At 66.3% G+C, this 25,538-nt stretch carries 23 protein-coding genes and 3 tRNA genes; 18 read left to right on the forward strand and 8 right to left on the reverse strand.

The window, feature by feature from the left end; translation table 11 throughout:
- Nucleotides 1-16 precede the first annotated feature (16 nt).
- Nucleotides 17-2,308: a 5-methyltetrahydropteroyltriglutamate--homocysteine S-methyltransferase gene (gene metE, locus BMW87_RS14995; protein ID WP_093077131.1), complete on the reverse strand. Its 2,292-nt coding sequence runs from the start codon at nt 2,306-2,308 to the stop codon at nt 17-19.
- A gap of 107 nt (nt 2,309-2,415) precedes the next feature.
- On the opposite strand from metE, the gene BMW87_RS15000 reads away from it, so the two are divergent.
- Entirely contained in the window at nt 2,416-3,297 is an 882-nt protein-coding gene (locus BMW87_RS15000; RefSeq protein WP_093058789.1) for a LysR family transcriptional regulator, read from the forward strand.
- Between the two features lie 34 nt (nt 3,298-3,331).
- Here BMW87_RS15000 and prpF read toward each other — a convergent pair whose 3' ends face one another.
- The 6 genes from prpF to BMW87_RS15030 all read right to left on the reverse strand — a co-directional run bounded on the left by prpF (nt 3,332) and on the right by BMW87_RS15030 (nt 10,856).
- Nucleotides 3,332-4,525, reverse strand: coding sequence for a 2-methylaconitate cis-trans isomerase PrpF (prpF, locus tag BMW87_RS15005; protein ID WP_093077133.1), 1,194 nt, complete (start codon nt 4,523-4,525; stop codon nt 3,332-3,334).
- Nucleotides 4,526-4,548: 23 nt separating this feature from the next.
- Nucleotides 4,549-7,173, reverse strand: a complete 2,625-nt coding sequence (acnD, locus tag BMW87_RS15010; RefSeq protein WP_093077134.1) for a Fe/S-dependent 2-methylisocitrate dehydratase AcnD — start codon at nt 7,171-7,173, stop codon at nt 4,549-4,551.
- Nucleotides 7,174-7,194: 21 nt separating this feature from the next.
- On the reverse strand, nt 7,195-8,178 hold the full coding sequence (locus BMW87_RS15015) for a tripartite tricarboxylate transporter substrate binding protein (protein ID WP_093077189.1): 984 nt from the start codon (nt 8,176-8,178) through the stop codon (nt 7,195-7,197).
- A 119-nt stretch (nt 8,179-8,297) separates the two neighbouring features.
- Entirely contained in the window at nt 8,298-9,482 is a 1,185-nt protein-coding gene (gene prpC / locus BMW87_RS15020) for a bifunctional 2-methylcitrate synthase/citrate synthase (protein ID WP_093077136.1), read from the reverse strand.
- Nucleotides 9,479-9,874, reverse strand: coding sequence for an acyl-CoA thioesterase (locus tag BMW87_RS15025; RefSeq protein WP_093058793.1), 396 nt, complete (start codon nt 9,872-9,874; stop codon nt 9,479-9,481). The genes prpC and BMW87_RS15025 overlap by 4 nt, the downstream gene beginning before the upstream one ends.
- A gap of 181 nt (nt 9,875-10,055) precedes the next feature.
- Nucleotides 10,056-10,856: an IclR family transcriptional regulator gene (locus tag BMW87_RS15030; RefSeq protein ID WP_093077137.1), complete on the reverse strand. Its 801-nt coding sequence runs from the start codon at nt 10,854-10,856 to the stop codon at nt 10,056-10,058.
- A 192-nt stretch (nt 10,857-11,048) separates the two neighbouring features.
- Between BMW87_RS15030 and BMW87_RS15035 the strand changes: the two genes are divergently transcribed.
- From BMW87_RS15035 to BMW87_RS15055, 5 genes are all read left to right on the forward strand, one after another.
- Nucleotides 11,049-12,020, forward strand: a complete 972-nt coding sequence (locus BMW87_RS15035; protein WP_093077139.1) for a tripartite tricarboxylate transporter substrate binding protein — start codon at nt 11,049-11,051, stop codon at nt 12,018-12,020.
- Between the two features lie 32 nt (nt 12,021-12,052).
- The gene (locus BMW87_RS15040) at nt 12,053-12,844 is read left to right on the forward strand and encodes an enoyl-CoA hydratase/isomerase family protein (protein ID WP_093077140.1); all 792 of its coding nucleotides are present in this window, start codon (nt 12,053-12,055) and stop codon (nt 12,842-12,844) included.
- Nucleotides 12,845-12,847: 3 nt separating this feature from the next.
- Complete coding sequence (locus BMW87_RS15045; protein ID WP_093077142.1) at nt 12,848-14,947, forward strand: acetate--CoA ligase family protein; 2,100 nt, start codon at nt 12,848-12,850, stop codon at nt 14,945-14,947.
- A gap of 53 nt (nt 14,948-15,000) precedes the next feature.
- Nucleotides 15,001-16,338, forward strand: coding sequence for an MmgE/PrpD family protein (locus BMW87_RS15050; RefSeq protein WP_093077143.1), 1,338 nt, complete (start codon nt 15,001-15,003; stop codon nt 16,336-16,338).
- Between the two features lie 119 nt (nt 16,339-16,457).
- Nucleotides 16,458-17,162: a phosphoglycolate phosphatase gene (locus BMW87_RS15055; protein ID WP_093077144.1), complete on the forward strand. Its 705-nt coding sequence runs from the start codon at nt 16,458-16,460 to the stop codon at nt 17,160-17,162.
- Nucleotides 17,163-17,171: 9 nt separating this feature from the next.
- Here the strand turns inward: BMW87_RS15055 and BMW87_RS15060 are convergent, their stop codons facing one another.
- A complete protein-coding gene (locus BMW87_RS15060; protein ID WP_093077145.1) occupies nt 17,172-17,774 on the reverse strand; it encodes a chalcone isomerase family protein in 603 nt (200 codons plus the stop codon).
- Between the two features lie 349 nt (nt 17,775-18,123).
- On the opposite strand from BMW87_RS15060, the gene trpE reads away from it, so the two are divergent.
- The 12 genes from trpE to BMW87_RS15120 form a co-directional block, all read left to right on the forward strand.
- Nucleotides 18,124-19,626 carry an anthranilate synthase component I gene (trpE, locus tag BMW87_RS15065; protein WP_093058806.1) on the forward strand — a complete coding sequence of 501 codons (1,503 nt, stop codon included), beginning with the start codon at nt 18,124-18,126 and terminating at the stop codon, nt 19,624-19,626.
- Nucleotides 19,623-20,015 (forward strand): GxxExxY protein, encoded by a 393-nt coding sequence (locus BMW87_RS15070; protein WP_093058807.1) that lies wholly within the window; start codon nt 19,623-19,625, stop codon nt 20,013-20,015. The genes trpE and BMW87_RS15070 overlap by 4 nt, the downstream gene beginning before the upstream one ends.
- The gene (locus tag BMW87_RS15075; RefSeq protein WP_093058808.1) at nt 20,012-20,596 is read left to right on the forward strand and encodes an aminodeoxychorismate/anthranilate synthase component II; all 585 of its coding nucleotides are present in this window, start codon (nt 20,012-20,014) and stop codon (nt 20,594-20,596) included. Before BMW87_RS15070 ends, BMW87_RS15075 begins: the two co-directional genes overlap by 4 nt.
- Before the next feature lie 6 nt (nt 20,597-20,602).
- The gene (gene ltaE / locus BMW87_RS15080; protein ID WP_093077147.1) at nt 20,603-21,661 is read left to right on the forward strand and encodes a low-specificity L-threonine aldolase; all 1,059 of its coding nucleotides are present in this window, start codon (nt 20,603-20,605) and stop codon (nt 21,659-21,661) included.
- A 16-nt stretch (nt 21,662-21,677) separates the two neighbouring features.
- A complete protein-coding gene (locus BMW87_RS15085) occupies nt 21,678-22,340 on the forward strand; it encodes a LysE family translocator (protein ID WP_093077148.1) in 663 nt (220 codons plus the stop codon).
- A 22-nt stretch (nt 22,341-22,362) separates the two neighbouring features.
- Nucleotides 22,363-23,385: an anthranilate phosphoribosyltransferase gene (gene trpD / locus BMW87_RS15090; protein ID WP_093077150.1), complete on the forward strand. Its 1,023-nt coding sequence runs from the start codon at nt 22,363-22,365 to the stop codon at nt 23,383-23,385.
- A gap of 29 nt (nt 23,386-23,414) precedes the next feature.
- Complete coding sequence (gene trpC / locus BMW87_RS15095) at nt 23,415-24,215, forward strand: indole-3-glycerol phosphate synthase TrpC (protein ID WP_093077151.1); 801 nt, start codon at nt 23,415-23,417, stop codon at nt 24,213-24,215.
- Nucleotides 24,212-24,919, forward strand: coding sequence for a uracil-DNA glycosylase (locus tag BMW87_RS15100; protein ID WP_093077153.1), 708 nt, complete (start codon nt 24,212-24,214; stop codon nt 24,917-24,919). The genes trpC and BMW87_RS15100 overlap by 4 nt, the downstream gene beginning before the upstream one ends.
- A gap of 106 nt (nt 24,920-25,025) precedes the next feature.
- Nucleotides 25,026-25,111: transfer RNA gene (locus BMW87_RS15105), tRNA-Tyr, on the forward strand.
- A gap of 64 nt (nt 25,112-25,175) precedes the next feature.
- Nucleotides 25,176-25,249 (forward strand) — tRNA-Gly (locus BMW87_RS15110).
- Nucleotides 25,250-25,300: 51 nt separating this feature from the next.
- Nucleotides 25,301-25,375: transfer RNA gene (locus BMW87_RS15115), tRNA-Thr, on the forward strand.
- A 73-nt stretch (nt 25,376-25,448) separates the two neighbouring features.
- Nucleotides 25,449-25,538: GTP-binding protein (locus tag BMW87_RS15120; RefSeq protein WP_038111923.1), on the forward strand; the 90-nt coding region annotated here is incomplete at its 3' end.

Here is a 25,538-nt window from a genome sequence, read left to right on the forward strand (position 1 = left end):
GGAGTCCGCGCTGAGCTCAGGCCAATGCGCGCAGTGTCTTGGCGGCTGCCACCATGTTGGTCAGCGCCGGCACCACTTCAGCCCACTGGCGCGTCTTCAGGCCGCAGTCGGGGTTGACCCACAGGCGTTCGGCGGGAACGCGCTCGGCCGCCTTCCTCATCAGTTGCACGATGTGCTCCTGGCTCGGAATGTTCGGCGAGTGGATGTCGTACACGCCCGGGCCGATCTCGTTGGGGTACTTGAAGTTGTCGAAGGCATCGAGCAGCTCCATGTCCGAACGCGAGGTCTCGATGGTGATGACGTCGGCATCCATGTCGGCGATCGACGCGATGATGTCGTTGAACTCCGAGTAGCACATGTGCGTGTGGATCTGCGTCTCGTCGCGCACGCCGTTGGCCGTGATGCGGAAGGACTCGACAGCCCAGTCCAGGTACTCCTGCCACTGCGACTTGCGCAGCGGAAGACCTTCGCGCAGCGCCGCCTCGTCGATCTGGATCACGCGCACGCCGGCTTTCTCCAGGTCGAGCACTTCTTCGCGTATGGCCAGCGCAAGCTGGTGGCACGACACTGAGCGCGGCTGGTCGTCACGGACGAAAGACCAGTTCAGGATGGTGACCGGACCGGTCAGCATGCCCTTCATCGGCTTTTGCGTGAGCGACTGCGCGTACTTGATCCACTCCACGGTCATCGCCTTCGGACGGCTGATGTCGCCGAACAAGATCGGCGGCTTCACGCAGCGCGAACCGTACGACTGCACCCAGCCGAACTGGCTGAAGGCGTAGCCGTCGAGTTGCTCGCCGAAGTACTCGACCATGTCGTTGCGTTCGGCTTCGCCGTGCACCAGCACGTCCAGGCCAAGGACTTCCTGTTCCTTCACGCTGCGGCCGATTTCGGCCTGCATCGCGGCCTTGTAGCCTGCTGCATCGAGGCGACCCGCCTTGAACTCACTGCGCGCATGGCGGATTTCCGCAGTCTGCGGGAATGAGCCGATGGTGGTGGTCGGGTAGGCCGGCAGCTTCAGCAGGGCGGCTTGCTTGGGCGCGCGCTGGGCGTAGACGCTCTTGCGCTGGCCCAAGGCCGCGTTCAGCCTGGCGATGGCGGCCTTGACGCCGGGGTTGTTCACGCGCGGCGAGTTGCGGCGGGCGGAGATGGCGGCCTGATTGGCTGCCAGCTCATCCTTCACGGCATCGCGGCCGTGGCGCAGGGCGGTGGCCAGCACTCTCAGCTCCTCGAGCTTCTGGAGTGCGTAGGCGAGCCACCACTTGACCTCGGCATCGAGCTTCTGCTCGCTGGCCAGATCCACCGGCACGTGCAGTAGCGAGCACGACGGTGCGATCCAGAGGCGCTCGCCCAGGCGCTGCGCCAGTGGCTCGAGCCAGTCGAGGATGGCGGCCAGGTCGCTCTTCCAGATGTTGCGGCCGTTGATGACCCCGAGCGACAGCACCTTGTGCGCGGGCAGCATGCTCAGCAGAGGCACCACGTCGTCGCGGCCGTTGATGGCGTCGACGTGCAGGCCCGCCACCGGAAGATTGGCGGCCAGGTACTTGTTCTCCTGCAGCTGGCCGAAATAGGTCGCGAGCAGGATCTTGACCTTGGCGGCCTTGAGATGGTGGTAGGCCGTGTTGAAGGCATGCTGCCAGTCGGCATCCAGCTCGGTGACGAGCAGGGGCTCGTCGATCTGCACCCACTCGACGCCCTGGGCTGCCAGCGCGTCGAGCAGTTCCGCGTACACCGGCAGCAGGCGCGGCAGCAGCGCGAGCTTGTCGGAGTCGTCCTTGGCCTTTCCGATGGACAGGTACGTCACGGGGCCGACCAGCACGGGCTTGGCCTTCACGCCCTGCGCCTTGGCTTCGGCGAGCTGCTCCAGGATGCGCGATGCGTCGAGCTTGAACTCGGTTGCCGACGTGAACTCGGGGACGATGTAGTGGTAGTTGGTGTCGAACCACTTCGTCATCTCGCCCGCGGCCACGCCGCCGCAGCAGCCCGCGTGGTCTTCGGCGGACTGCGCCGAGCGGCCGCGCGCCACGCGGAAGTAGTTGTCCAGGGTGTCGCCGTGAAAGCCGCGCACGCGCTCGGGCAGGTTGCCGAGCGTGAAGCTCATGTCCAGCACCTGGTCGTAGAACGCGAAATCGCCCACCGGCACCAGGTCGATTCCGGCCTGGTCTTGCCAGTGGCGTTGGCGCAACTCGGCGCCGAGGGCCTTGAGCGCGTCGCGCGAGGACTCCCCCTTCCAGTACGACTCGAGCGCGAACTTCAGTTCGCGCCTGGCGCCGATGCGGGGAAAGCCAAGGTTGTGGGTGGTGGTCATGGGTATCGGAGCGTCCGGGCAGTCAGAGAAAGGGTGGATCCTAGGTTTGACGACTCTTGAAGTAAAATGGTCTTATTTCACGTATCCATGAATACTGCTCATTAGTCATGTTGGAGCGCACGCATCTGGCCATCGTCCAGGAAGTGGACAAGCAAGGCTCGCTCACGGCCGCTGCCGAGGTGCTGCACCTGACGCAGTCGGCCTTGAGCCATTCCATCCGCAAGCTCGAGATCCAGCTCGGAACGGAGATCTGGCAGCGCGAAGGGCGCAGTCTGCGGCTGACCCAGGCGGGCCAGTACCTGCTGGCGGTAGCGAACCGGGTGCTGCCGCAGCTCACGCTGGCGGAGGAGCGACTGCGCCAGTTCGCCCAGGGCGAGCGCGGGTCGCTGCGCATCGGCATGGAATGCCATCCCTGCTACCAGTGGCTGCTGAAGGTGGTGTCGCCGTACCTGGCGTCATGGCCCGACGTGGACGTCGACGTGAAGCAGAAATTCCAGTTCGGCGGCATCGGCGCGCTCTTCGGCTACGAGATCGACCTGCTGGTGACTCCCGATCCGCTCTACAAGCCAGGCCTGCACTACGAGCCCGTGTTCGACTACGAACAGGTGCTCGCGGTCGCGCGCGGCCACCGCCTGGCGAACGTGCCCTACGTCAAGCCCGCGCAACTGACCGAGGAGGTTCTCGTCACCTACCCGGTTGCGACGGACCGGCTGGACATCTACAACATGTTCCTGATGCCCGCGGGCGTGACGCCCAAGCGCCACAAGGCGATCGAGACAACGGACATCATGTTGCAGATGGTGGCGAGCGGCCGTGGCGTGGCCGCGCTGCCTCGCTGGCTGGTGGAGGAGTACGCGGAGAAGATGGAAATCGTCCCGGTCCGGCTGGGCTCGCGCGGCATCGCCAAGCAGATCTTTCTTGGCGCGCGGGAGGCGGACACCGACGTCGATTACCTGAAGGCCTTTGTCGAGCTGGCGCGTCAGGTGTAGCGCCTTTCCAGCGCGTCCCACTCCGGCGTGTCGATCAGAAACTGTCGCCAGGCACGCGCACCCAGCCTTCCATCAACACGCGGGCGCTTCGGCTCATCAGGGCCTTGGTCACCACCCATTCGCCATCGACCTTGCGGGCCTCGGCGCCGACGCGCAGCGTGCCCGATGGGTGGCCGAAGCGCACTGCCTGGCGCTCGCCACCGCCGGCCGCGAGGTTCACCAGCGTGCCGGGGATCGCCGCTGCGGTGCCGATGGCGACCGCGGCCGTGCCCATCATGGCGTGGTGCAGCTTGCCCATCGACAGCGCACGCACGAGCAGGTCCACGTCCGCCGCCTTCACTGCCTTGCCGCTGGAGGCCGTGTAGTCCCTGGGCGTTGCGACGAAGGCCACCTTGGGCGTGTGCTGGCGCTTGGCGGCTTCACCGATGTCCTTGATGAGGCCCATCTTCACCGCGCCATGCGCGCGGATCGTCTCGAACATTGCCAGTGCCTTCGCATCGCTGTTGATCGCGTCCTGCAACTCGGTGCCGGTGTAGCCGATGTCGCCTGCGTTGACGAAGATGGTCGGAATGCCCGCGTTGATCAGCGTGGCGCGCAAAGTGCCCACGCCGGGCACTTCGAGCTCCTCGACCACCTTGCCGGTCGGGAACATCGCGCCGCCGCCTTCGCCGTCGCCCTCGTCGGCCGGGTCGATGAATTCCAGCGGCACCTCGGCGGCCGGAAAGGTCACGCCGTCGAGTTCGAAGTCGCCGGTTTCCTGAACCTCGCCTCGGGCGATCGGCACGTGGGCGACGATGGTCTTGCCGATATTGGCCTGCCAGATGCGCACGGTGCACGTGCCGTTCTGCGGTACGCGCGCCCGATCGATCAGGCCCTGCGCAATTGCGAACGGCCCGACCGCCGCCGACAGGTTGCCGCAGTTGCCCGACCAGTCGACGAAGGCGCTGTCGATGGAGACCTGGCCGAACAGGTAGTCGACGTCGTGGTCCGGCCGCGTGGAGCGCGACAGGATCACGGTCTTCGATGTGGAGGAGGTGGCCGCACCCATGCCGTCGATCTGCTTGGCGTAGGGGTCGGGGCTGCCGATCACGCGCAGCAGCAGCGCGTCGCGCGCCGGCCCGGGCTGCCGCGCCGCCGCGGGCAGGTCTTGCAGGCGGAAGAACACGCCCTTGCTGGTGCCGCCGCGCATGTAGACGGCGGGAATCTTGATCTGGGGAGCGGATGCCATGGCAAATGGGAGTGGTGGTTGTCTCAGGCTGCCGACTTGTTCTCGGCCAGGAAGTCTTGTGCAAAGCGCTGCAGCACGCCGCCTGCTTCGTAGATCGACACTTCCTCGGCCGTGTCCAGCCGGCAGGTCACCGGAACCTGCAGCGTGTCGCCGCCCATGCGGTGGACGACCAGCGTGAGGTCGGCGCGCGGTGCGGGCTTGCCGATCACGTCGTAGGTTTCTGTGCCGTCCAGGCCCAGCGTGAGTCGCGTGGTGCCGGGCTTGAACTCCAGCGGCAGCACGCCCATGCCGAGCAGGTTGGTGCGGTGGATGCGCTCGAAGCCTTCGGCCACGACGGTCTCCACACCGGCCAGGCGCACGCCCTTGGCGGCCCAGTCGCGCGACGAGCCCTGGCCGTAGTCGGCGCCGGCCACGATGATCAGCGGCTGCCTGCGGTTCAGGTACGTCTCGATCGCCTCCCACATGCGCACGACCTTGCCTTCAGGCTCGATGCGCGCGAGCGACCCTTTCTTCTGCGCGCCGTCGACCACCGCCATCTCGTTGACGAGCTGCGGGTTGGCGAAGGTGGCGCGCATGGCCGTGAGGTGGTCGCCGCGGTGCGTGGCGTAGGAGTTGAAGTCTTCTTCCGGAAGACCCATCTTCGCCAGATACTCGCCGGCAGCGCTGTCCAGCAGGATCGCGTTGGACGGCGACAGATGGTCGGTTGTGATGTTGTCCGGCAGCAGCGCCAGCGGCCGCATGCCGCGCAGCGTGCGCGGATTGGCCGCGAGCGCGCCCACGCCCTCGCTGTCCCAGTAGGGCGGGCGGCGGATGTAGGTGGACTGCGGCCGCCAGTCGTACTGCGGGCTCACCTTCTCGCCGTTGTCTGCGTGGATCGCGAACATGGGTTCGTACACCTTGCGGAACATCTCGGGCCTGACGGAGGCCGCGACGATGGCGTCGATTTCCTCGTCGCTCGGCCAGAGGTCCTGCAGGCGTATCTCCTTGCCGTTCACGACGTCCAGCACGTCGCGCTCGATGTCGAATCGCATCGTGCCCGCGATCGCGTAGGCCACGACCAGCGGCGGCGACGCGAGAAAGGCCTGCTTCGCGTACGGATGGATGCGGCCGTCGAAGTTGCGATTGCCCGAGAGAACCGCGGTGGCGTACAGGTCGCGCTCGATGATCTCCTGCTGGATCTTCGGGTCCAGCGCACCCGACATGCCGTTGCAGGTGGTGCAGGCAAAGGCGACGATGCCGAAGCCGAGCTGCTCCAGCTCGTGCAGCAGGCCGGCGTCGCGCAGGTAGAGCTCCACGGCCTTGGAGCCCGGAGCCAGCGATGACTTGACCCAAGGCTTGCGCTTGAGGCCCAGGCGGTTGGCATTGCGCGCCAGCAGCGCGGCGGCGATCACGTTGCGCGGGTTCGAAGTGTTGGTGCACGACGTGATGGCCGCGATGATCACGGCGCCGTCGGGCATCAGGCCCGCTGCTTCCTGCCGCCTGGCCTCTGCAAGACCGACGGCGATGTTGCGCTCGGCCAGCTGCGAGGTGGGCAGTCGGCGGTGCGGGTTGGAAGGGCCGGCCATGTTGCGCACCACGCTCGACAGGTCGAACTTCAGCACGCGTTCGTAGCTGGCGGTCTTCAGCGCATCGCCCCAGAAGCCGGCTGTCTTCGCATACGTTTCGACCAGCGCGACCTGTGCGTCTTCGCGGCCGGTAAGCCGCAGGTAGGTGAGCGTCTGGTCGTCGATGTAGAAGAGCGCGGCCGTGGCGCCGTACTCGGGGCACATGTTGGAGATGGTGGCGCGGTCGCCGATGGTCAGGCCGTGCGTGCCTTCGCCGAAGAACTCCAGGTACGCACCGACCACTTTTTCCTTGCGCAGGAACTCGGTGAGCGCCAGCACGATGTCGGTGGCGGTGATGCCCGGCTGGCGCCGGCCGGTCAGCTCCACGCCGACGATGTCGGGCAGGCGCATCCACGAGGCGCGGCCCAGCATCACGTTCTCGGCCTCCAGGCCGCCGACGCCCACCGCGATCACGCCCAGTGCGTCGACGTGCGGCGTGTGGCTGTCGGTGCCCACGCAGGTGTCCGGGAAGGCCAGGCCGTCCTGCACGTAGACCACCGGCGACATCTTCTCCAGATTGATCTGATGCATGATGCCGTTGCCCGCCGGAATCACTTCCATGTTGGCGAAGGCGCGCTTCGTCCAGTCGATGAAATGGAAGCGGTCCTCGTTGCGGCGGTCCTCGATCTGCCGGTTCTTCTCGAAGGCGTGCGGATCGAATCCGCCGCACTCCACGGCCAGCGAATGGTCGACGATCAGCTGCACCGGCACCACCGGGTTCACCTGCGCAGGGTCGCCACCCTCGGCCGCGATTGCGTCGCGCAAGCCTGCCAGGTCCACCAGCGCGGTCTGGCCCAGGATGTCGTGGCACACCACGCGCACGGGAAACCACGGAAAGTCACGATCGCGCCGGCGCTCGATGAGCTGCAGCAGGCATTCATCGAGGATGGCCGGGTCGCAGCGGCGCACCAGGTTCTCGGCATGTACGCGCGCGGTGTAGGGCAGGGTGTCCCAGGCGCCGGGGCGCAGTGCATCGACCGCGGCGCGGGCGTCGATGTAGTCCAGCGTGGTGCCCGGGAGTTGTTTTCTGTGTCGTGAATTCATCGTGGCAAATCGGAAAGCGGCTTACTCGGAGCGGATGTCGTTGTCTTTCACGACCTTGGCGTAGCGCGGAATTTCGGCGCGAATCAGCGCGCCGAACTGTTCCGCCGTGCCGCCTGCAGCAGACACACCGGTGGGCTCCAGCTTGGCGTTGAGTTCGGGCGCCTTGAGGCCGGCGTCGAGCGCGCCGTTGAGCTTCGCGAGCACGGCGGGCGGCATGCCCTTGGGCGCGATCAGCCCGTGCCATGCCACCACGTCGTACTCGGGCAGGCCGCCGGCCTCGGCGATCGAGGGAATGTTGGGGTAGGCCTGCAGGCGCTGCGCCGTAGTCACGGCGAACGCACGCAGCCGGCCCGACTGCACGTGCGGCATCAAGGCCTCGGTGCCCGCGACCAGCATGTCCACGTTGCCTGCCACCAGGTCGGTAACGGCCGGACCCGTGCCCCGGTACGGCACGTGCGTGGCCTTGACCTTGGCCATGCCGAACATGTACTCGGTCACGATGTGCAGGTGGCTGCCGTTGCCCGCCGAAGCGAAGGTCAGCTTGCCCGGGTTCTGGCGCCCGTAGTCGAGCAGCTCCTTCAGGTTCTTTGCAGGTACCTTGGCCGGGTTGACGCACAGCACGTATGCGCCCTTCGACAACTGGATCACCGGCGTCATGTCGGCGACCGGGTCGAAGCGCAGCTTGTACAGGGAAGGGTTGACGGTGTAGCTGCCGGCAATCAGCAGCAGCGTGTAGCCGTCGCCGGGCGTGTGCAATGCGTACTCGGTGCCGAGCGTGCCGCCGGCGCCCGGCCGGTTGTCCACCACCACGGCCTGGCCCAGCCGCTGGCTGAGCACGTTCGACGCAACGCGCGCGATGAAGTCGGAGCCCCCGCCGGGTGCGAAGGGGCAGACGATCTTGAGCGGCTTGGCCGGAAAGGCATCCTGGGCCCAGCCGGTGCGGGCGACAGGCAATGCCAGCCCGGCCAGGGCTGCTGATGAAAAGGCGCGGCGATTCAGGGTCATGCTGTTGTCTCCAGTGTTGTTGTGCATGCCTCCCGCGACGGCGTGCCATCGCGGTGGCAGTCGCTAGTTTGCGCCCGTATGGCAAACCCGCGACAAACGCTCGGAGACTCCTGTGCGGCTCAGATCCGCGCCTCGATCGGCACGAACTTCACGTCCTCGGGGCCGGTGTAGTTGGCGCTCGGGCGAATGATCTTGTTGTCTACGCGCTGCTCGATCACATGCGCGGCCCAGCCGCTGGTGCGCGCGATCACGAACAGGGGCGTGAACATCGCGGTGGGCACGCCCATCATGTGATAGCTCACGGCACTGAACCAGTCGAGATTGGGGAACATCTTCTTGGCCTCCCACATCACCGACTCCAGCCGCTGCGCGATGTCGAACATCTTGGTCGAACCGGCTTCGTCGGACAGCCGCCTGGCCACGCCCTTGATCACCACGTTGCGCGGATCGCTCACCGTGTAGACAGGGTGGCCGAAGCCGATCACCACCTCCTTGGCCTCCACGCGGTGGCGGATGTCAGCCTCGGCTTCGTCGGGCGAGTCGTAGCGCTTCTGGATCTCGAAGGCCACTTCGTTGGCGCCGCCGTGCTTGGGGCCGCGCAGCGCGCCGATTGCGCCCGCGATGGACGAATACATGTCGCTGCCGGTGCCGGCGATCACGCGCGCGGTGAAGGTCGAGGCGTTGAACTCGTGCTCGGCATACAGGTTCAGCGAGGTGTGCATCGCGCGCACCCAGGCCTTGGAAGGCTTCTCGCCATGCAGCAGGTGCAGGAAGTGGCCGCCGATGGAGTCGTCGTCGGTCTCCACATCGATGCGCTTGCCCTGGCTGCTCCAGTGATACCAGTACAGCAGCATCGAGCCGAGCGAAGCCATCAGGCGGTCGGCGATGTCGCGCGCGCCGGGCAGGTTGTGGTCGTCTCTCTCGGGCAGGATGCAGCCCAGCGCGGAGACGCCGGTGCGCATCACGTCCATCGGGTGGGCGCCGGCGGGCAGGCTCTCCAGTGCGTCTTTCACGTTCGCCGGCAGGCCGCGCATGGCCTTCAGGCGTGCCTTGTAGGCCTTGAGCTCGGCACGCGTGGGCAGCTTGCCGTGCACCAGCAGGTGGGCGATTTCCTCGAATTCGCAGACCTCGGCGATGTCCAGGATGTCGTAGCCGCGGTAGTGCAGGTCGTTGCCGGTGCGGCCCACGGTGCACAGCGCCGTGTTGCCCGCGGTCACGCCCGACAGGGCGACGGACTTCTTGGCCTTGAAGCCGGCCGGGGCGGCGATCTCGGTCGTGGGGGTCATGAGGGTCGTGGTGGTCATGCGGTTTCCTTGTCCAGATAAGAGCGATCGATGGCGGCGGGGCGGCCGGCGGCATCGACCGCCACCATCTCGAACACGCCCTTGAGGACTTCTTCCGCCGGAACGCCCGGCACGTCGGCCAGGCCGGTCACGCACACGGTCATCGAACAGCGGCCGATGCGGCTGACCCACCCGCGCAGGACAAGCTGATAGCCCACCGGCACGGGCGACAGAAAGCTGACGCTGGTCACCTCGGCCATCACCACTTCGCGCTGCGCCAGGCCGCGCGCCGCCAGGAAGGCCGCCTTGCTCATGAGCTGCAGGCCCTGGCCGGCGAAGAGCGTGCCGCGGTGATTGGCATGCACCGGCAGCACCAGTTCGCGGAGTTCGGTTGTTCCAACGGGTGTCGTCATGGTTCGCAATCTACGCAGAAAGCAACGACTGCAGAAGGACTGAAAGGGCGAACTCCTGCGAACGGGAGCAGGCAGATTTGCGAATGCTGCGAAGTTCAGCGACTGGAGCCGCGAGCCATACTTGGCGAATGGCTCGATGTCTTGAGCCCTATTGCCTGATGCTTTGGAAAGCACCGGGCATCTAGGCGCCTCGCGGTTCCTGCACGATCAGCGCGTGACGAATCTTCTGCGCCAGTTCGAGCAGAGCGGGCGCCAGCTCGCGCGATACGACGGCGATCGACTCCTCGGTCGAGACGCTGACATTCAGCACGTAGATGACGTCGTCCACCTGCAGCGGCGTGGCCAGCGCCACCACCTCGGGTTGCCAGGCCGCGGCGCAGTAACCCTTGGCATGCACGTCCGCCCACGCCTGCTTGATCTCTGTCTCCATCTTGCGCCAGTGCCTGCGGCGTTGCGCGAACAGTTCCATCAGCCTGGCGCGGCGAGGTTGCGAAGCGACCGCCAGGTAAGCCCTGCCCAGCGACGTGAGTTCCATCGGCACACGCTGGCCCGAAACCACGTGCCGGAGCGCTACGCGCTTCGCATAGCGAATGGATTCAAGGTAAACCATCTCGTCCCGGTCCGGCGCGGCCAGTCCGACGTTGATGCGCTTTTGCAGCGCCAACTCGCGCATGTGCGGTGTTGCTGCCTGTAGAACACGCGATCCGGTGCGCATCGCGTGCGACAAGCTCAACACGGCGGGCGCCAGGCGATAGGCGCGTTCGATGCTGTCCAGCTGCAGCATGCCCGCACCCACCAGCGTCTGCGTGAGTCTGCTGACCGTGGACTTGGAAAGTCCGGTGCGCTCGGCCAGTTCGCCATTGCCCAACAGCTCGGAGCCTGGCCGGAATGCACGCAGGATTTCGATGCCTCGCTCCAGCGATCGATTGGCGGGTGATCGTCCGGGTTTGTGGTCGAGATTGAAGTTGGGAAGTTCGGTCATGGGAGCCTTGCGGACAGGCGACGCGTGGATTCACCGTGAATGGATCGAATCGAAGTATCCATTGCCTGTGTTCCATCCAGTGGAATTGCAATCACCTTTGCGAGCCGCTTGATCCTAGAGTTCGGCTGTCACGCGCTGCAGCTCGGGCATGTGACGGACTTTCAAATCAAACAGTTCTGGAGACATCAGACCATGGCAGCCCCTTCCACCGGGCGAGCACGCGTGCTCGCCTTCCTTCTCGCAGGCTTCGCAGTCGTCGGCACGGCCTTCGCCTACCCCGACAAGCCCATCCGTTTCGTCGTGCCCTTCGCGCCGGGCGGAGGCACCGACCTGATCGCTCGCACGCTGGGCGCGGAAATGTCCAAGGACCTCGGGCAGCCGGTCATCATCGACAACAAGCCGGGCGCGGGAACACTGATCGGCACGGACAACGTGGCCAAGAGCGCGCCCGACGGCTACAGCGTCGTGGTCGCCTCGTTCGCCCACGCCGTCAATCCATCGCTGCAGCCCAGGCTTTCGTATGGCAGCAACAAGGCCTTTGCGCCGGTCATCCTCGTCGGTCGCGGACCCAACGTGTTGGTGGTGCGCCCCGACAGTCCCTACAAGTCCGTGGCCGATCTGCTCACCGCCGCGAAGGCCAATCCCGGCAAGCTGACTTTCGCATCGCAGGGCGCGGGCACCTCCGCCCATCTGGCCGGCGAGATGTTCGCCAACCTCGCCAAGGTCAAGCTCTCGCACATTCCCTACCGGGGCGCAGGTCCCGCGCTGACCGATCTGCTGGGCGGCCAGGTCGACATGATGTTCGCCACCGCAGCGGCCGTGTCCACCTTCGTCGACAGCGGCAAGCTGCGCGCCCTGGGCGTGACCACGGCTGAGTCCTCGCCGGCATTCAAGGGTGTGCCGGCCATTGCGGCCAGCGTGCCGGGCTACCTGGTGGAGAGCTGGTACGGCCTGTTCGTGCCGGCCGGTACGCCGCCAGCAGTCGTCGAGCGCCTCAACGCCGCCGGCCGCAAGGCCGCCCGTGCACCCGACTTCGTACGAAAGATCGAACACGAAGGGCTGGTCATCAACGCCGGGCCGCCGGCTGAACTGGACAACTACGTGCGGGCCGAAGAAGAACGGTGGGCGCGCGTCATCAAGGAAAACGGCATCAAGGCCGATTGAACTGCGGCCATCGGCCGCCCAGGAAAAAGCACATGACATACACCCTCATCGACTTTCAGGTGACGGACGCCATCGCGACCGTGACATTCAACCGCCCGGACAAGCGCAACGCCATGAGCGACGACATGCGCACGGAATTCATCGACGTGCTGGAGCACGTGGCCGCCGACAAGGCCATCAGGGCAATGGTGCTGACCGGTGCAGGCAAGGGTTTCTGCGCCGGCGGGGACATCAGCGGAATGCAGAAGCGCATGAACGCTCCGGCAGGTGAAGTGGGGTTCAACGGCTGGCATCGCCAGCAGCGCGTGCACCACGTGCAGGCCTTGCTCCACACCATGCCCAAGCCGGTGATCGCAGCGGTCAACGGCGCTGCCTCCGGTCTGGGGGCGGACACTGCGATGGCCTGCGACTTCATCATTGCCAGCGAATGGGCCAGCTTCGCCTGGAGCTATGTGCTGCGCGGGATCATTCCCGATGGCGGCGGCATGTACTTCCTGCCGCGCCGCGTGGGCCTGCCCAAGGCCAAGGAGCTGATCTTCACCGGCCGCCAGGTCAAGGCGGACGAAGCCCTCTCGCTGGGCATCGTGGACCGCAAGACCGGCGCGGACACGCTGCTCGCCGACGCGCAGGCGTGGGCGGTCGAACTCTCGTCTGCGTCTTCCACTGCGCTCGCGCTGACCAAGACCATCCTTAACCAGAGCTTCGAACTCTCCTCGCACGACGTGTTCGCGCAGGGCAGCCAGGCGCAGGGCATCTGCTACACCAGCAGCGAGCACCGTGCTTCGGTGGAAGCTTTTCTGGCCAAGACGGCCTCCAGGGACTGAGCCATGAACGAAGCCATCGCCAAGCTGCTGTCGCCGCGCAGCGTCGCCGTCATCGGTGCCTCGGCAGACCCCAGGAAAACCACCGGCCGCCCCGTGGCCTATCTGCAGAAGCATGGCTTTGCGGGCCGCATCATGCCGGTGAACCCGAAGGTCGAGCGCATCGGCGAGCTGCCGTGCTATCCCGACATCGCTTCGCTTCCGGAAGTGCCCGACGTAGCCGTCGTGCTGCTGGGAGCCGAGCGCGCGCACCTGGCGGTGAAGGAGCTGTCGGCACGGGGCTGCGCCGCCGCCATCGTGCTGGCCAGCGGCTACACCGAAACCGGCGAGGAAGGCGCGCGGCGCCAGCAGCAGTTGGTCGAGGCAGCAGGGACGATGCGCATCCTGGGTCCCAACACCATCGGGCTCGTCAACCTCACGGACAACATCGTCCTGTCGCCGTCCGGAGCGCTGGAGATGGACGAGTTCCAGGCCGGCGGGATCGGCGTGGTCTCGCAAAGCGGGGGCATCCTGGGCTCGCTGCTGTCGCGCGCCTCGGCGCGCGGCATCGGCCTGTCGAAGCTGATCTCCACGAGCAACGAGGTCGACCTGGAACTGGCCGACTTCATCGACCACCTGGCCGACGACCCGGCCACCAAGGTGATTGCGCTGTATGTCGAAACCGTGCGCGACCCCGCGAAGTTCCGCGCGGCCTGCCTGAAGGCCGCGCGCATGGGCAAGCCGGTCGTGGCCTTCAAGATCGGCCGCTCGGAGGCGGGCGCAAAGGCCGCCGTGTCCCACACCGGTGCCATGGCGGGTGCTGACAGCATGTATGACGCGCTGTTCAGGCAGGTCGGCGTGATCCGGGCGCAGAGCTTCTCGGATCTGCTGGACATTCCTGCCGCGCTGTCCACGGGCCGCAAGCTGCGCGGCGGGCGCGTCGCCATCCTCACTTCCACGGGCGGCGCCGGCACGCTGGTGTCTGACGACCTGGGCGTGGCGGGCTTCGATACGCCCGCGCCCGACGAGGCCACCGCCAATGCTCTGCGCGCGCTGCAGACCGGCAGCGAGGCAGTGCTGGACCGCAACCCCATCGACGTGACGCTCGCCGGCCTGCGCCCCGACCTGCTGCGCGGCGCCATCGATGCACTGCTGGCAAGCCCGAGCTATGACGCGCTGGTGATCATCGTCGGCTCCTCCAGCCTGGCCATGCCCGAACTGCTGGCCGGCGCCATCCAGGAATGCCTGCCGAATTCCGACAAGCCGGTGATGGCCTACGTGAGCCCGCATGCGCCCGAAGTGGGAGCGCTGCTCACGCGCCGCGGCGTGCCTGCATTCACCGCAGCCGAGAGCTGCACTGCCGCGCTGGCCGGCATGCTGCGCGTGCAGCGCTTCGTGGCGTCCGGGGAAGACGCCGCGGCCTTGCCGCCGGTGGAGGCCGGCGAACTGCCCTCCGGTTCGCTCGACGAGGCGCAGGCCAAACAGTTGTTCTCGCGCTTCGGCGTGCCTTGCGCCGCGGAACGCGTGGTCGCTTCGCCGGCCGCGGCGGAAGCCGCTGCGCGCGAGCTGGGTGGGCGTGTCGTGCTCAAGATCCTGTCGTCCGAGATCACGCACAAGAGCGACGTGGGGGGCGTTGCCGTCGGGCTGGACGGCGACACCATCGGCGAGTGCATCGGCCACATGGCGGCTGACGTGAAGGCCCGCACCGGCGTGGATCCAGAGCGCTTTCTCGTGCAGGAGATGGTGGCGGGCGGCACGGAACTGATCCTGGGAATGCACCGCGATGCGCTGGGCACGGCCATCCTGCTGGGCATGGGCGGCGTGACGGCGGAGCTTTTCAAGGACACCACCATGCGGCTGCTGGCGCAGGATGCGCGTGGCTTGAAGCCGCTCGGCCGCGCCGAGGCGCTCTCGATGGCGCACGACCTCAAGACCTGGCCGCTGCTGGATGGTTTCCGTGGACGGCCCAAGGCCGACATCGAGGCCTTGGTCGATGCGATCGTCGCCTTCTCCAGGATGGCGGCGCAGCTTGGCGAGCGTCTGGTCGAGGCCGAGATCAACCCCGTCTTCGTGCTGCCGCAGGGGCAGGGCGTGCGCGCCGCCGACGGCGTGGTCGTGCTGGCCTGAGCGACAGGCCCGGCTCTTCTTTTTCTCTTCTTCTCGAACCGATCGGACATCCCGTGTACGCCACCGAAGTATTTGCCCGCTACGCCACCGAATTCCGTCAGGCCCGGCTGGGCGACGAGGTACTGCACCACGCCAAGCGCGCCGTGATCGACTGGCATGCCGCGCTGTTCCCCGGCCTGGAAGTTGCGCCCATGCCGCAGCTTCGCGCGCTGCTTGCCGACGACCTCGACCGTGGCCGTGCGCGCCTGCCCGATGGCCGCCTGGCGCCGGCACGCGCGGCCGCCCTGCTCAACGGCACGGCGGCCCACGCGGCCGAGGTGGACGACAGCTTCCGTGATGCCATGTACCACCCCGGCGCGGCCACGGTGGCGGCCGCGCTGGCCATTGCGCAGGACCGGGGCGCCAGCGGCCTTGAATTCCTGCGCGGCGTGGTGCTCGGCTACGAGGTGTCTACCCGCATCGGTGTGGCGATGGGGCGGGCGCACTATCGCCATTGGCACAACACCGGCACCGTGGGAACCTTTGGCGCGGCCGCTTCCGCCGCCGGCCTGCTGGGGCTGCACGGCGCGCCCTTCGCCCATGCGATGGCTACGGCCGCCACCTTTGCAGCGGGGCTGCAGCAGGCCTTCCGCATGGATTCGATGTCCAAGCCCCTCCACGCGGGGCGTGCTGCCGAAGGCGGCGTGCTCGCCGCGCAACTGGCCGCGCAGGGTGTGACGGGCTCGCTGGACGTGCTCGAGGGCGAGGCGGGCTTCGGCCGCGCCATGAGCGACGGTCCGGACTGGTCGGCGGTGGGCGACACGCTGGGGCGCGACTTCCACATCACCCGGCTGACCTTCAAGAACCACATCGGCTGCGGCCATGCCTTCGCTGCCATCGACGGGGCCCTGGAGCTGGCGCGCCAGCATGGCCTGCGGGCTGCGGATATCCGCAGCGTCCACGTGGCCACCTATGGTCCCGCGCTGGACATCGCCTGCTACGAAGATCCGCGCACCGAGAACGAGGCGCGCTTCAGCCTGCGCTTCGTGGTGGCCACGGCGCTGGTGCATGGCAGCGTGCGGCTCGCGGCGTACACGCCCGAGCGGCTGGCGGATGCCGACACGCGTGCGCTGATGGCGCGCATCACGGCCGTGGTCGATCCCGGGATCGACGCCGCCTTCCCGGGCCGCCGCTCTGCCCGGGTGGAGATCGAGACGATCGACGGCCAGCGCCACGTCTGGCTCCAGCCCGACCGCAAGGGCGACCCCGAACTGCCGCTGTCGGACGCGGAGCTGGAAGACAAGCTGCTGGAACTGGCGGCGCCGGTGATCGGCACCGAGCGAGCGCGGACGCTGCTGCGCAACATCTGGTCGCTGGAGCAGGCGGGTGATCTGCAGGGACTGGGAGGCTGAGGTCGCGCAGGCCGGCTTCGCAGCCTTCGCTTTTCACCCAGGATTTTCGAAATTTTTGGAACTCTATTTTTTGATGGCCAGTAAAGTACCGGGCAATTTTTGAACTCTATTTGTTTGTTTTGAACTCCATCAGCTTCGACCACACCCGCTTCGACGCCGCGATCGTCGACCTCGACGGCACCATGGTCGACACGCTCGGCGACTTCGCTGCGTCGCTGAACCGCATGCTCGACGACCTCTCGCTGCCGCATGTGGCGCCTGCCGCCATCGAGACGATGGTGGGCAAGGGCTCGGAGCATCTGATTCATTCGGCGCTCGTGCATGTGATGGCGCCAGATGCTGCTGCCGATGCGAAGGCGCGGGCCTTGTTCGACCGCGCATGGGAGCGCTACCAGCACCACTACCTCGCCATCAACGGACAGCACTCGGCGGTGTACCCCGGCGTGATCGACGGGCTGAAGGCGTTGCGCGCAAGCGGCCTGCGGTTGGTCTGCCTCACCAACAAGCCGACGTCGTTCGCAAAGCCCTTGCTGATCGACAAGGGCCTCGACGGTTTCTTCGAGCTGGTGTTCGGTGGCGATGCCTTCGAGCGCAAGAAGCCCGATCCGATGCCGCTGCTGAAGACCTGCGAAGCGCTGGGCACCACGCCCGCGCGCACGCTGATGATTGGCGACTCGAGCAACGACGCGCGCGCCGCACGCGCCGCGGGCTGCCCCGTTGTGCTCGTGACCTACGGCTACAACCACGGTGAGCCGGTGCGCGGCGTCGATGCCGACGGCTTCGTCGATTCGCTGGCCGAGCTTGCTCCGGCTGCGTTGCGGTAACGGCCCTTCTTATTGCTTGCCGAGCAGCGCGTCCTTCAGCTTCCAGTCGGCCGGGTTCGGCCCCAGCCAGATGCGCAGCAGCGCATTGAAGAAGGCCGGCTCCTTCACCGGGTCGGGCTGAGGCACGCCGCGCACCGTGATCACCGTGCCGGTGCCGGGAAGCCAGTCGATGGTGAAGGTGTCGCCAGTCTTCAGCTGTTTCTGGTCCGCGAACATCTGGCCCATGCGCAGCAGGCCCGGAATGAGGTTGACCATTTCGCTCTTGGGCGAGTTGTCTTCCACGCCCTTGGTGAAGAGCTTGCCGAGTTCGTTCGCGTCGATGTCGCGCAGCATGGTGATGGCCACGCGCTTGGGGCCCGGCGCGGCCAGTGCCTCTTCGGTGGTCGATACCTTCTTGCCCACGTACAGGCCGGCCGTGTAGACCTTGAAGATGGCCTTGTAGCGGATGCCTGCGCCATTGAGCACCAAGGGGCTGCCCCGCAGATCCATCTGGTCTTCGAGCTTGACGCCGGCCACGTCGACCTGCGCGGCCGAGGCGCCGAGGGCGGTGGCCAGGCAGGCGGCCAGGGCGAGGCGGGAGAAGAGCACGGTCGGGAGCGAGAGAGCGGTCAACGGAGTCTCCTTGGAGTTTTGCGAACGGTCGTGCGAATGTATCTTTTTGTTTTACGTTCACGGCTTCGGGGGAACCCTGAAAGCGGCCAATGAAGGCGACCGTTGCACGCTTTGGCGTTTTCGTGGGCTAAACTCCGCGCCTCATATGTTCGTTCATCACATCATTCAAACAGGTGAAGGCAGCCGGGGAGCCTGGCCCTGGCGTCGCCATACTTCGCTGACTGTTTGATTGCACGGCGCACGCCGTGCGCCCGCGGTTCCGAGTCGATACACACTACGACGCCGGACCACCCGTGAATGACCTTGCCGCCGGCCGAAGGAGCGCCGCAGGCAACTGGAGAACGAATCCGTGATCACCGAACTTGAATTCAAGAGCCTCAGCGCCCAGGGCTACAACCGCATTCCGCTGATGGCCGAGGCCTTTGCCGACCTCGAGACGCCTCTTTCCCTCTACCTCAAGCTGGCCCACTCGCAGGGCGGCGGCAAGCACAGCTTTCTACTCGAATCGGTGGTGGGCGGCGAGCGCTTCGGGCGCTACAGCTTCATCGGACTGCCGGCTCGCACGCTGCTGCGCGCCAGCGGCTTCGGCGCCGAGGCCGTCACCGAAGTGGTGACCGACGGGCAGGTGGTCGAGACTGCAAAGGGCAACCCGCTCGACTTCGTGGCCGAGTACCAGAAGCGATTCAAGGTTGCGCTGCGGCCCGGCTTGCCGCGCTTCTGCGGTGGCCTTGCCGGCTACTTCGGCTACGACACCGTGCGCCACATCGAGCGCAAGCTCGAAAAGAGCTGCCCGCCCGACACGCTGGGCTGCCCCGACATCCTGCTGCTGCAGTGCGAGGAGCTGGCCGTCATCGACAACCTGTCGGGCAAGCTTTACCTCATCGTCTACGCCGACCCGAAGCAGCCCGAGGCCTATGCCGTGGGCAAGCGCCGCCTGCGCGAGCTGAAGGAAAAGCTCAAGTACTCGGTGAGCGCCCCCGTCGTGAAGCCCACGCAGCCGCATCCGCCGGAGCGAAGCTTTGCCAAGGCCGACTATCTCGCGGCAGTGGAGCGCGCCAAGGAAATGATCGCCGCCGGCGACTTCATGCAGGTGCAGGTGGGCCAGCGCATCAGCAAGCGCTACACCGAGTCGCCGCTGTCGCTGTACCGCGCGCTGCGTTCGCTCAACCCCTCGCCCTACATGTACTACTACAACCTCGGCGACTTCCACGTGGTGGGCGCTTCGCCCGAGATCCTGGTGCGTCAGGAAAACACGGGCGAGGGCGAGCAGAAGATCACCATCCGCCCGCTGGCCGGCACGCGCCCGCGCGGCGCATCGATCGAGCTCGACAAGGCGGCGGAGGAAGAACTCATCAACGACCCGAAGGAGCGCGCCGAGCATGTGATGCTGATCGACCTCGCGCGCAACGACATCGGCCGCATCGCCAAGACCGGCACGGTGAAGGTGACGGAAGCCTTTGCGGTGGAGCGCTACAGCCACGTGATGCACATCGTGAGCAACGTCGAAGGCACGCTGAAGGACGGCATGACCGCCATCGACGTGCTGAAAGCCACGTTCCCGGCGGGCACGCTGACCGGTGCGCCGAAGGTGCATGCGATGGAACTCATCGACCAGTTGGAGCCGACCAAGCGCGGGCTGTATGGCGGCGCGTGCGGCTACATCAGCTACGCGGGCGACATGGACGTGGCCATCGCCATTCGCACCGGCATCGTGAAGGACCAGATGCTGCACGTTCAGGCCGCGGCCGGCGTGGTGGCCGACTCGGTGCCCGAGCTGGAGTGGAAAGAAACTGAAGCCAAGGCGCGCGCACTCCTGCGTGCCGCCGAACTGGTCGAGGAAGGCCTGGAATGAGCACCGCACCCGATATTCAGAACGACTTCTCGCACGAGATCATCGGCGCGGCCGTCGAGGTGCAGCGCGTGCTCGGCACGGGGCTCGATGAAGGGGCCTATGCGGCTGCGCTGGCCATCGAGCTCGCCGAGCGCGAGATCGGCTTCACGCGCGACGTGGCGCTGTCGGCCAGCTACAAGGGCCGCTCGCTCGGCGAGGTGTACCGTGCGGGCTTCGTGATCGAGCAATCTGTCATCGTCGAACTCAAGGCGGTCGACGTGCTGACCGACCTGCATCGTGCGCAGGTGCTTGCCGCGCTGCGCCTGTCGGGCCTCAAGCTGGGCCTTCTGATCAACTTCAACGTGTTCCCCGTCGTCAAGGGCGTGCACCGGATTGTGAGCAAGCCATGAAACTGCTGATGATCGACAACTACGATTCCTTCACCTACAACATCGTCCAGTACTTCGGCGAGCTGGGTGCGGACGTGCAGGTGCACCGCAACGACGAGATCACGGTGGAGCAGATCGGCGAGCTGATTGCCTCCGGCGTGACGCGGCTGGTGGTGTCGCCCGGGCCGTGTTCGCCTGCTGAGGCGGGTGTTTCGGTGGCGGCCATCGAGGCCTTCGCGGGCAAGCTGCCCATTCTTGGCGTGTGCCTGGGCCACCAGGCCATCGGCGCGGCCTTCGGCGGCAAGATCGTGCGCGCGCAGCAGCTCATGCACGGCAAGACCAGCGAGATCACGACCACGCAAGAAGGCGTGTTCGCGGGGCTGCCCGAGAAGTTCATCGTCAACCGCTACCACTCGCTTTCCATCGAGCGCGAGAGTTGCCCGAAGGCACTGGCTGTCACCGCATGGACCGATGACGGCGAGATCATGGGGGTGCGGCACACCGGATTCGCGCATGACGTGCGCATCGAAGGCGTGCAGTTCCATCCCGAATCCATCCTGACGGAGCACGGCCACGCCATGCTCAAGAACTTCCTGGACTGAGCCACCATGACCGATCGCACTTCCCTCGTCGACCTGCGCAGCGACACCGTCACGCAACCCACGCCCGCGATGCGGGAGGCCATGATGGCGGCGCCGCTGGGCGACGACGTCTTCGGCACCGACCCGAGCGTCAATGCGCTGCAGGAAAAGATTGCCACGATGCTGGGCTTCGAGGCTGCGCTGTTCGTGCCCACCGGCACGCAGAGCAACCTGTGCGCGATTCTTTCGCACTGCGGCCGCGGCGACGAATACATCGTCGGCCAGCAGGCGCACTGCTATCGGTGGGAAGGCGGCGGCGCGGCGGTGTTCGGCAGCGTGCAGCCCCAGCCGCTCGACCACGCGCCCGACGGCACGCTGCCGCTGGCGCAGATCGAGGCGGCCATCAAGCCCGATGACGCGCACTTCGCGCGCACGCGGCTGCTGGCGCTTGAGAACACGCTGGGCGGCAAGCTGCTGCCCTTCGAGTACGTGCAGGCTGCGACCGATCTGGCGAAGAGCAAGGGGCTGCAGCGGCATCTGGACGGCGCACGGCTCTTCAATGCGGCGACCGCGCAGGCGGCGTTGAACAAGCGCAGCGACATCCGCGCGGAGGCGCGCCGCATCGCGCAATGCTTCGACAGCGTGTCGGTGTGCTTCAGCAAGGGGCTGGGCGCGCCCATCGGCTCGGCGCTGGTGGGATCGCGTGAATTCATAGCACGCGCACATCGCATTCGCAAGATGGCAGGCGGCGGCATGCGGCAGGCCGGGCTGCTGGCTGCGGCGGCTTCGCATGCACTCGATCACCATATCGATCGCCTGGCCGACGACCACGCATTGGCACAGCGGCTCGCACAAGGGCTCGAAGGCATCGAGGGCCTGACGGTCGAGGCGCCGCACACGAACATCGTGTTCGCGGATCTCACCGGGGCTGCGCAGGCGCGTTCGTCGGAACTGATCGCGAGCCTGAACCAGCAGGGCATCCTGGCGACGGGGCTTTACCGGTTGCGCTTCGTGACGCACCTCGACGTCGATGCCGCCGGCGTCGACCGGGCCGTCGCCGCGATCCGCGCCTTCTTCAACGCCTGAGCCCTGCGAGGACGCGATGCCTGATCTTCCCCATCTGCTCGCTTTCATCGCCGCCGGCTGGCTGCTGAACCTCACGCCCGGACCCGACGTGCTGTACGTCGTGACGAATTCGCTGCGCTCCGGCGTGCGCGCCGGCATCGTGGCGGGGCTGGGCATCACGGCCGGCTGCTTCGTTCACATCTTTGCCGCCGCAGTCGGCGTCGGCACCCTGATGGCGACATCGGCGGCGGCCTTCACGGTGCTCAAGTACATCGGTGCGGCGTACCTGCTGTATCTGGGCGTGCGCATGCTGCTGTCGCGCGCGGCGCCGCCCGCGGATCTCGACAAGGCGGCCGCCGATGCGGGCGGGGAGCGCAGTCTCAAGGCGATCTTTCTCGGGGGCTTCTGGACGAACGTGTTGAACCCCAAGGTCGCGCTGTTCTTCCTGGCCTTCGTGCCGCAGTTCATTGCACCCGGTGCCGACAACAAGGCCCTGTACTTCGTGCTGCTGGGCGTGCTGTTCAACCTCAATGCCATTCCCGTCAACGTGGGATGGGCCTTGGCCGCAGGCTGGATGGCGCACCGCAGCGCCGTGCAGAAGGGCATGCACTGGCTCGACCGTGCTGCCGGCGTGCTTTTCATCGGCTTCGGCCTCAAGCTCGCGTTCACCGACGCGCCCGCCGTTCGCGTCGGCCGCTGATTCACTCTCGAGGAGACTTTCCATGATCACCCCCCAGGAAGCGCTGCAGCGCACCATCGAGCACCGCGAAGTCTTCCACGACGAGATGCTGCACATCGTGCGCCTCATCATGAGCGGCGAGTGCTCGCCCGTGATGATGGCCGCGCTGATCACCGGCCTGCGCGTGAAGAAGGAAACCATCGGCGAGATCACCGCCGCCGCGCAGGTGATGCGCGAGGTGTCGACCAAGGTGCCCGTCGCGGACACGACGCACCTCGTGGACATCGTCGGCACGGGCGGCGATGGCTCGCACACCTTCAACATCTCGACCTGCTCGATGTTTGTGGCGGCCGCGGCGGGTGCCAAGGTGAGCAAGCACGGCGGTCGCAGCGTGTCGAGCAAGTCGGGCAGTGCCGACGTGCTGGAGTCGCTGGGCGTGAACATCAACCTCAAGCCCGAGCAGATCGCGCGCTCGATCGAGGAGTGCGGCATCGGCTTCATGTTCGCGCCGAACCACCATCCGGCGATGAAGAACGTCGCGCCGGTGCGCAAGGAGCTCGGCATCAAGACCATCTTCAACATCCTCGGGCCGCTGACCAATCCGGCCGGCGCGCCGAACATCCTGATGGGCGTGTTCCACCCCGACCTCGTGGGCATCCAGGTGCGCGCGCTGCAGCGGCTCGGCGCCGAGCATGCGGTGGTGGTCTACGGGCGCGACGGCATGGACGAGATCTCGCTCGGTGCCGCCACCATGGTGGGCGAGCTGAAGGACGGCGAGATCCGCGAGTACGAACTGCATCCCGAGGACTTCGGCTTCCAGATGTCGAGCAACCGCGCGCTGCGCGTGGAAACGCCCGAGCAGTCGAAGGCGATGCTGCTGGGCGTGCTCGACAATCAGGCTGGCCCTGCGCTCGACATCGTGCTGCTGAATGCCGGCGCGGCACTGTATGCGGCGAACGTGGTCGATTCGGTGCAAGCGGGTGTGGAGCGCTCGCGCAGCGCCATCGCCTCGGGCGCGGCGAAGGCCAAGCTGGCCGAGCTGATCAAGGCCTCCACGACAGTCTGAGCCCCAAGAAACCGGAAACCCCAGAAGTTATGTCCGACATCCTCGACAAGATCGTTGCCGTCAAGCACCAGGAGGTGGCTGCGGCCCTGAAGCGCGCCCCGCTCGAGGCCGTGCGCTTCGATGCCGAGAGCCGCGTGCTGACACGCGACTTCGAAGGCGCCCTGCGCGCCAAGATCGCCGCCGGGCAGGCCGCGGTGATTGCCGAAGTCAAGAAGGCCAGCCCGAGCAAGGGCGTGCTGCGCGAAGACTTCATTCCGGCCGACATCGCCCAGAGCTATGCGGAGGGCGACGGCGAGATCAGCGCGGCCTGCCTTTCGGTGCTGACCGACAAGCAGTTCTTCCAGGGCGGTGTGGACTATCTCAAGCAGGCGCGCGCCTCGTGCGACCTGCCGGTGCTGCGCAAGGACTTCATCATCGATGCGTACCAGGTGTATGAATCGCGCGCGATGGGTGCCGATGCCATCCTGTTGATCGTCGCTTGTCTCGACGATGCGCAGATGAAGGACTACGAAGCCATCGCGCGCGGGCTGGGCATGGCGGTGCTGGTGGAGGTGCACGACGCGGCTGAGCTCGACCGTGCGCTGAAGCTGAAGACGGCGCTGATCGGGGTCAACAACCGCAATCTGCGCAATTTCGAGGTGTCGATCCAGGCGACCATCGACTTGCTGCCGAAGCTACCATCCGATCGTTTGCCGGTGACCGAGTCGGGCATCGGCACGCGCGAAGACGTCGCCACGCTACGTGCGGCCGGTGTCAACGCCTTCCTGGTCGGCGAAGCATTCATGCGTGCCAAGGAACCCGGCGAGGCCCTCGCTGCGTTGTTCAAATGAGTCGGCCCGATCAGCTGTCGAGCAGCGATCCTGCCGACTGGCCGGTGGCGCCTGGCTGGCAGCCACTGGTTGACGATTTCTTTGGCGGTGTCGTGGGACAAAAGCTGCTGGGCTTCTTGCGCGAGCGTCTCGATGCGGGGGCGGTGATTTTTCCGCCGCAGCCGCTGAGGGCGCTGGAACTCACGCCGCCGGAAGACGTGCGCGTGGTGATTCTGGGCCAGGATCCGTACCACGGGCGCGGCCAGGCCGAGGGGCTGGCGTTCTCCGTGGCGCCCGGCGTGGCACTGCCGCCTTCGCTGCGCAACATCTTCAAGGAGCTCCAGCGCGACCTGGGCACACCGCCGCCAGCATTCCCGAATCCGGGCGGCAGTCTGGTGAAGTGGGCGACGCATGGCGTACTGCTGCTCAACACCTGCTTGACGGTCGAGGAAGCGCAGCCGGCCAGCCATTCCGGCCGTGGCTGGGAGGTGCTGACGGATGCCGTCATTCGCCATGTTTCAGACGGCGCAAAACCTGTTGTTTTTATGCTGTGGGGCTCGCACGCGCAGAGTAAGCGGGCGTTGATCGACGTTAAGCGCCATAAGGTGCTGATGTCGAATCATCCGTCCCCTCTTTCGGCGTTGCGCCCGCCCGTGCCGTTCATCGGCTGCGGCCACTTCGGTGAAGCGCGTGCGTGGCGGGAGGCCCAGCGGGCGGAGGGGTGAAGTTGGGCGATAATCGCAGGCTCACACCTTGAGCAGTTTCCCTGCATCTTCTGGATGCTTGGATTTCTGAGTAGTCACAAAACCGTGCTATATTTCGAGGTTCGCCGGAGAGGTGGCCGAGTGGTTAATGGCAGCAGACTGTAAATCTGCCCTCTTACGAGTACGCTGGTTCGAATCCAGCCCTCTCCACCAGCGATGAATTTGGTTTCTAAGAGCGATTGGATTTCGCGCTTTGGGTGCCTTGAGTGCCCCCGATGCGGGAGTAGTTCAATGGTAGAACCCCAGCCTTCCAAGCTGATGACGCGGGTTCGATTCCCGTCTCCCGCTCCAGAGACTCGGTTCATTGTTGAGGCGATGTGAATTCGTAACTTTGTTACAAATGCCCTTTTGGCTCAGTGGTAGAGCACTCCCTTGGTAAGGGAGAGGTCGCGGGTCCGATTCCCGCAAAGGGCACCAGTTTTTGGGGGTTGCAACGGCAGCTTTGCAACCCATCTGCATACGTTGGAAACGTTTTTTTCGGAGTCGAAAAATGGCAAAAGGTAAATTCACCCGCACCAAGCCGCACGTGAACGTGGGCACGATCGGTCACGTTGACCACGGCAAGACGACGCTGACGGCT

Origin of the sequence: Variovorax sp. OV084 (assembly GCF_900111625.1) — a bacterium.
In the GTDB taxonomy this organism is placed as follows: domain Bacteria; phylum Pseudomonadota; class Gammaproteobacteria; order Burkholderiales; family Burkholderiaceae_C; genus Variovorax.

Coding starts and splice junctions, on each gene's coding strand:
- BMW87_RS15045 (WP_093077142.1), top strand. CDS start 12,848: ATGAACGAAGCCATCGCCAAGCTGCTGTCGCCGCGCAGCGTCGCCGTC.
- ltaE (WP_093077147.1), top strand. CDS start 20,603: ATGACCGATCGCACTTCCCTCGTCGACCTGCGCAGCGACACCGTCACG.
- prpC (WP_093077136.1), bottom strand. CDS start 9,482: ATGACCACCACGACCCTCATGACCCCCACGACCGAGATCGCCGCCCCG.
- BMW87_RS15035 (WP_093077139.1), top strand. CDS start 11,049: ATGGCAGCCCCTTCCACCGGGCGAGCACGCGTGCTCGCCTTCCTTCTC.
- prpF (WP_093077133.1), bottom strand. CDS start 4,525: ATGGCATCCGCTCCCCAGATCAAGATTCCCGCCGTCTACATGCGCGGC.
- trpC (WP_093077151.1), top strand. CDS start 23,415: ATGTCCGACATCCTCGACAAGATCGTTGCCGTCAAGCACCAGGAGGTG.
- BMW87_RS15075 (WP_093058808.1), top strand. CDS start 20,012: ATGAAACTGCTGATGATCGACAACTACGATTCCTTCACCTACAACATC.
- BMW87_RS15025 (WP_093058793.1), bottom strand. CDS start 9,874: ATGACGACACCCGTTGGAACAACCGAACTCCGCGAACTGGTGCTGCCG.
- BMW87_RS15085 (WP_093077148.1), top strand. CDS start 21,678: ATGCCTGATCTTCCCCATCTGCTCGCTTTCATCGCCGCCGGCTGGCTG.
- metE (WP_093077131.1), bottom strand. CDS start 2,308: ATGACCACCACCCACAACCTTGGCTTTCCCCGCATCGGCGCCAGGCGC.
- BMW87_RS15070 (WP_093058807.1), top strand. CDS start 19,623: ATGAGCACCGCACCCGATATTCAGAACGACTTCTCGCACGAGATCATC.
- BMW87_RS15100 (WP_093077153.1), top strand. CDS start 24,212: ATGAGTCGGCCCGATCAGCTGTCGAGCAGCGATCCTGCCGACTGGCCG.
- BMW87_RS15000 (WP_093058789.1), top strand. CDS start 2,416: ATGTTGGAGCGCACGCATCTGGCCATCGTCCAGGAAGTGGACAAGCAA.
- BMW87_RS15040 (WP_093077140.1), top strand. CDS start 12,053: ATGACATACACCCTCATCGACTTTCAGGTGACGGACGCCATCGCGACC.
- BMW87_RS15030 (WP_093077137.1), bottom strand. CDS start 10,856: ATGACCGAACTTCCCAACTTCAATCTCGACCACAAACCCGGACGATCA.
- trpD (WP_093077150.1), top strand. CDS start 22,363: ATGATCACCCCCCAGGAAGCGCTGCAGCGCACCATCGAGCACCGCGAA.
- BMW87_RS15015 (WP_093077189.1), bottom strand. CDS start 8,178: ATGACCCTGAATCGCCGCGCCTTTTCATCAGCAGCCCTGGCCGGGCTG.
- acnD (WP_093077134.1), bottom strand. CDS start 7,173: ATGAATTCACGACACAGAAAACAACTCCCGGGCACCACGCTGGACTAC.